At 66.5% G+C, this 4,145-nt stretch carries 3 protein-coding genes and 2 pseudogenes; 4 read left to right on the top strand and 1 reads right to left on the bottom strand.

Features of this window, described 5'->3' with window-relative positions; translation table 11 throughout:
- The 4 genes and pseudogenes from BLR03_RS23015 to BLR03_RS23000 all read left to right on the top strand — a co-directional run.
- A partial coding sequence (locus BLR03_RS23015; protein ID WP_175460678.1) for a fibronectin type III domain-containing protein occupies positions 1-1,167 on the top strand: 1,167 nt, incomplete at its 5' end.
- A gap of 432 nt (positions 1,168-1,599) precedes the next feature.
- Positions 1,600-2,280, top strand: a complete 681-nt coding sequence (locus tag BLR03_RS23010; protein WP_091256807.1) for a hypothetical protein — start codon at positions 1,600-1,602, stop codon at positions 2,278-2,280.
- A 77-nt stretch (positions 2,281-2,357) separates the two neighbouring features.
- A complete protein-coding gene (locus tag BLR03_RS23005) occupies positions 2,358-3,377 on the top strand; it encodes an LLM class flavin-dependent oxidoreductase (protein WP_091256805.1) in 1,020 nt (339 codons plus the stop codon).
- Between the two features lie 99 nt (positions 3,378-3,476).
- A pseudogene (locus BLR03_RS23000) lies at positions 3,477-3,821 on the top strand (VOC family protein); the annotation flags it as partial.
- A gap of 20 nt (positions 3,822-3,841) precedes the next feature.
- Here BLR03_RS23000 and BLR03_RS22995 read toward each other — a convergent pair.
- Positions 3,842-4,145: pseudogene (locus tag BLR03_RS22995) on the bottom strand (IS982 family transposase); the annotation flags it as partial.

The raw sequence follows: 4,145 nt of genomic DNA, 5'->3' as shown, positions 1-4,145 counted from the left end.
ACCGCGTCCACGCCGCCGACTACTGCCACGGTCGGTGCCCCCTACACCTACACCTTCGCCGCGTCCGGCAACCCGGCGCCGACATTCCGGGTGTCGTCCGGTGCCCTGCCGGCCGGGTTGAGCCTGAACAGCACTACAGGGGTTCTTTCCGGAACCCCGACGGCGGCGGGTCCGGCAACGTTCACGGTCACCGCGACGAACGGGGTCAGCCCCGACGCGGTCACCCCGTCCATCACGATCACCGTGAACCCGGACACGACCGCTCCGACGGCCCCCACAAATCTCTCCGCCGTGGCCGGTACCGGCCAGATCTCTTTGGCCTGGAGTGCCAGCACCGACAACGTCGGCGTCACCCGCTACAACATCTCCCGCAACGGGGCAGCGATCGGCACCGCCGCCGGCACGTCCTTCGTCGACGGATCGGTCGTCGCCGGCACGACCTACAGTTACACCGTGACGGCGCAGGACGCGGCCGGCAATGTCAGTGCTCCCTCGAACACCGCCACGGCCACAGCCACCGGTGTCCGGACCATCACCGTCGACAAACTCGTGACCGCCCATCAGGGCACCAGCGCCGCCACCGTCAGCGCCGCCGGCCTCACAACCACCGGAAGCAACCAGCTCATCCTTGCCTTCATCAGCTCCGACGGGCCCAGCGGCGGCGGCACCGAATCCATCAGATCGGTCAGCGGCGGCGGCCTGACCTGGACGCTGCGCCGGCGCGCCAACGCCCAGGCCGGCACCGCCGAAATATGGCAGGCCGTCTCACACGCCCCGCTGACCAATGCCACCATTACCGCCACCCAGAACTCGGGCTCCTGGCAGTCAGCCATGACCGTCGTGGCGTTCAACAATGCCGACACCACCAATGGCGCCACGGCCGGGGCCAGCGCCGCCTCCGGAGCCCCGAGCGCCAGCCTGACCACCACCGGCGCCGGATCATGGGTCTGGGGCGTCGGAACCGACTGGGACGCAGCGCGCGCCCGGACCGTCGGGCCGGCCCAGACCCTGGTTGACCAGTACTTCCCCCCGGCCGGCGATACCTACTGGGTGCAACGCCAAACCGGGCTGACAGCCACCAGCGGCACCGTCGTGGCCATCAACGACACCGCCCCCACCACCGATCGTTGGAACCTCGCGGTCATCGAAATCCGCGCCGCCCCATAAGCTCCCACATATGCCGGGTTGACAGGGCGGAATTAGAAGTCTCGGGACGTCCGGCTGATCCCTCCGGCAGCTGGCTGAACGAGCTGGGAGGCACGCCCAAGCACGTAGTTAGCACCCGCGAGACAGGTAGCCTCCACTCTTGGGCTGGCACCTTCGGCTCAGTTAGGCTCGGACCGCTGTGCCGGTAGACCGGCCGATTGGCGGCATGTAGCCACGCCGCAGTCAGGGCGTTGTCCCGAAAGTTCACGGCAACCGGTCTCATTCATCGGATCCGGGCGGTATGCCACCCATGAAACTCACGTTCCACCATCGCGGAACCTGACCTTGCTGCCGCCGCAGCCCCGGGACTGCCTTCCGGGGGAGAAGAATGTGGGCGCCGGGAGCGCACCCTGAGGCGGCTTCGTTGTCTTCCGCTTGAACAAAGGATCAAAGATGAAAAGGGCAATCGTCGCATTCATCAGCGCCTCCGTATTATTGATGGCAACTCCGCTGGCAGCGTCGGCCTCGTCCGTGGCCAGGCCGGCGGCAGCCGCTGCGCCGTCAGTGGCCAACTCCTACAGCCCCCTTGCAGCGAAGTGGTGGACCTGGGCACTGAGCCAGCCGGCGGCCTCGAATCCGCTATCGGACACCACGGGTTCGCAGTGCGCCAACCAGCAGTCCGGCCCCACCTGGTTCCTCGCCGGACTCTTTAGCGCCGGGGGGAGCGTCACCCGCAGCTGCACCATTCCGGCCCACAAGGACCTGTTCTTTCCGCTCGCGAACGCCTTCGATATCGAGCCTCAGTCCGCCCATAAGACCCCGGCCTACGTCCGGGCGCAGGTTGCGCTGGCCGGTGTCCAGACCGGGGCAAGCAATCTGACGGCAACCTACGACGGAACGGCCGTGGGCCCGGGCATCGTGAAGTACGAAGAATCGCCCATCTTTAACGTCACCCTGCCCGCTGACAACGTCTTCGGCGACCCGATCTATGCTGGCTTCTACAACATGGGGGCTGATGCCGGCTACTACGCGCTGATCAGGAATGTGCTTCCGGGCACTCATACGCTGAATTTCACGGGCACACTCAATGGCCAAACCATCAATTCGACGTACACCCTGACAGTCACGCCATAAGAGCGTGACGCCCGGGGGAGTGGACCGTCCCCGCGCCACTTCCGAAAGCCCGAGTCCTCATGACAGTGTGTGTTCTGATGAAACGGATCGGTTTTCTCTCCTTCGGGCACTGGGGCGACGTCCCCGGTTCGCGCGTGCGTTCGGCCCGGGACGCCCTTCTCCAGGCGATTGAGCTGGCCGTGGCCGCGGAAGAAGTCGGCGTCGACGGCGCGTTCTTCCGTGTCCATCACTTTGCCGAGCAGCAGGCCTCGCCTTTCCCGCTGCTCGCCGCGATTGCAGCGCGCACCTCCCGCATCGAGATCGGCACCGGCGTCATTGACATGCGCTATGAAAACCCGCTCTACATGGCTGAGGAGGCCGCCGCCGTCGACCTCATCAGCGGCGGCCGCCTGCAGCTGGGGGTCAGCCGTGGTTCGCCCGAGACGGTGTTAGCCGGCTACGAGGCCTTTGGGCACTTCCCGGACGAGGGCGAGTCCGACGCCGACATGGCCCGCCGGCACACCGAGCGGTTCCGTGCCGCCATCGCCGGCGCCGGCATGGCCCGGGCCAATCCGCAGCTCAGCGGGCACGGCGGACTGGTCCCGGTTCAGCCGCTGTCACCAACACTGCCCGAGCGGATCTGGTGGGGTGCCGGAAACCGGGCCAGCGCCCGGTGGGCGGGGCAGCAGGGCATGAACCTCATGTCCTCAACCCTGCTGACCGAGGACACCGGGGTTCCCTTCGACCAGTTGCAGGCCGAGCAGATCGCCCGATTCCGGGAGGCGTGGGCTGCAGCCGGCCATGCGCACACGCCCCGGGTGTCCGTCTCGCGCAGCATCATTCCGCTGATCGATGACGAATCGCGGCGGTACTTCGGGCTGCGCGCCCAGGCCGACGCCCGGGACCAGGTGGGCTACCTCGACGGCGGCCTGGCCCGCTTCGGGCGCAGCTACATCGGCGAACCCGACCGCCTCGTTGACGAGCTGGCCCGGGATGCGGCCGTGGCCGCGGCGGACACCGTGCTCGTCACCGTCCCCAACCAGCTTGGGGTGGACTTCAACGTCCGGCTGCTTGAGTCGATTTCCCGGGACCTCCGCCCCTCCCTGGGATGGGATTGACAGCCGGTCTTCTCGTTTCCAAAGGGGTGTCTGCCGGAATACCATCCCGTCATGAACGCAAAACTTTTTGCCTACCTCAGCTAGGCGGATGCACCGGCTGCCCTGGAATGGATGGAGCGGGTCGGCTTCGACGTGGTCCGCCGACAAGATGGGGCTCCGGGCCAGGTCCTCCATGCAGAGGTCCGCCTCGGTGATGCTGTGCTCATGGTGGCGAGCAATGACGCCGAGTATCAGCGGCCCGGTCTCGTCGGCCGATCCACGGGCCAGGGGCTATACCTGCTCGTCGACGACGTTGATGATTTCCATCGCAACGCCCTGGCCGCCGGGGGAACGAGCCTGATCGAACCCGAAAGCACCGAATGGGGTGCCAGGCGCGCACGGGTGCTGGACCCGCAAGGGCAGGAGTGGAGTGCGGGGACTTACGAACCTGGGGTCGACCCCTAGATGAGTGAGTCCGTATTCGTTTAGTGGTCGTAGGCGATGAGTGAGCGTTTGCGGGGCGCGTCGATGTGCCAGTTGTGCCAGATACCGGCGGCGAGTGCGAAGAGTCTGGCCGCGACTCTGGCATAGACCCCGGCGAGGGTCCGTCCGCCGTGCTGTTCAAGGGTGAGTTGACCTTTGAGGGTGTCGAAGACGGATTCGATCCATTGCCGGATGCCGCCGAAGTTCCCGAAGCGGTGCTTCTCGTCTTTGCGGTCGGGCCGGATCAGGGTGGCGCCGAGATTTTCTGTGATGAATTGTTCGAACTCCCGGCCGGCGAAGCCTTTG

Source organism: Arthrobacter sp. ok909, assembly GCF_900104405.1.
In the GTDB taxonomy this organism is placed as follows: domain Bacteria; phylum Actinomycetota; class Actinomycetes; order Actinomycetales; family Micrococcaceae; genus Arthrobacter; species Arthrobacter humicola.
This window is presented reverse-complemented; position numbering and strand designations above follow the sequence as displayed.

Bases quoted from the DNA above. Each gene is read 5' to 3' on its own strand.
- BLR03_RS23010 (WP_091256807.1), top strand. From the start codon at position 1,600: ATGAAAAGGGCAATCGTCGCATTCATCAGCGCCTCCGTATTATTGATG.
- BLR03_RS23005 (WP_091256805.1), top strand. From the start codon at position 2,358: ATGAAACGGATCGGTTTTCTCTCCTTCGGGCACTGGGGCGACGTCCCC.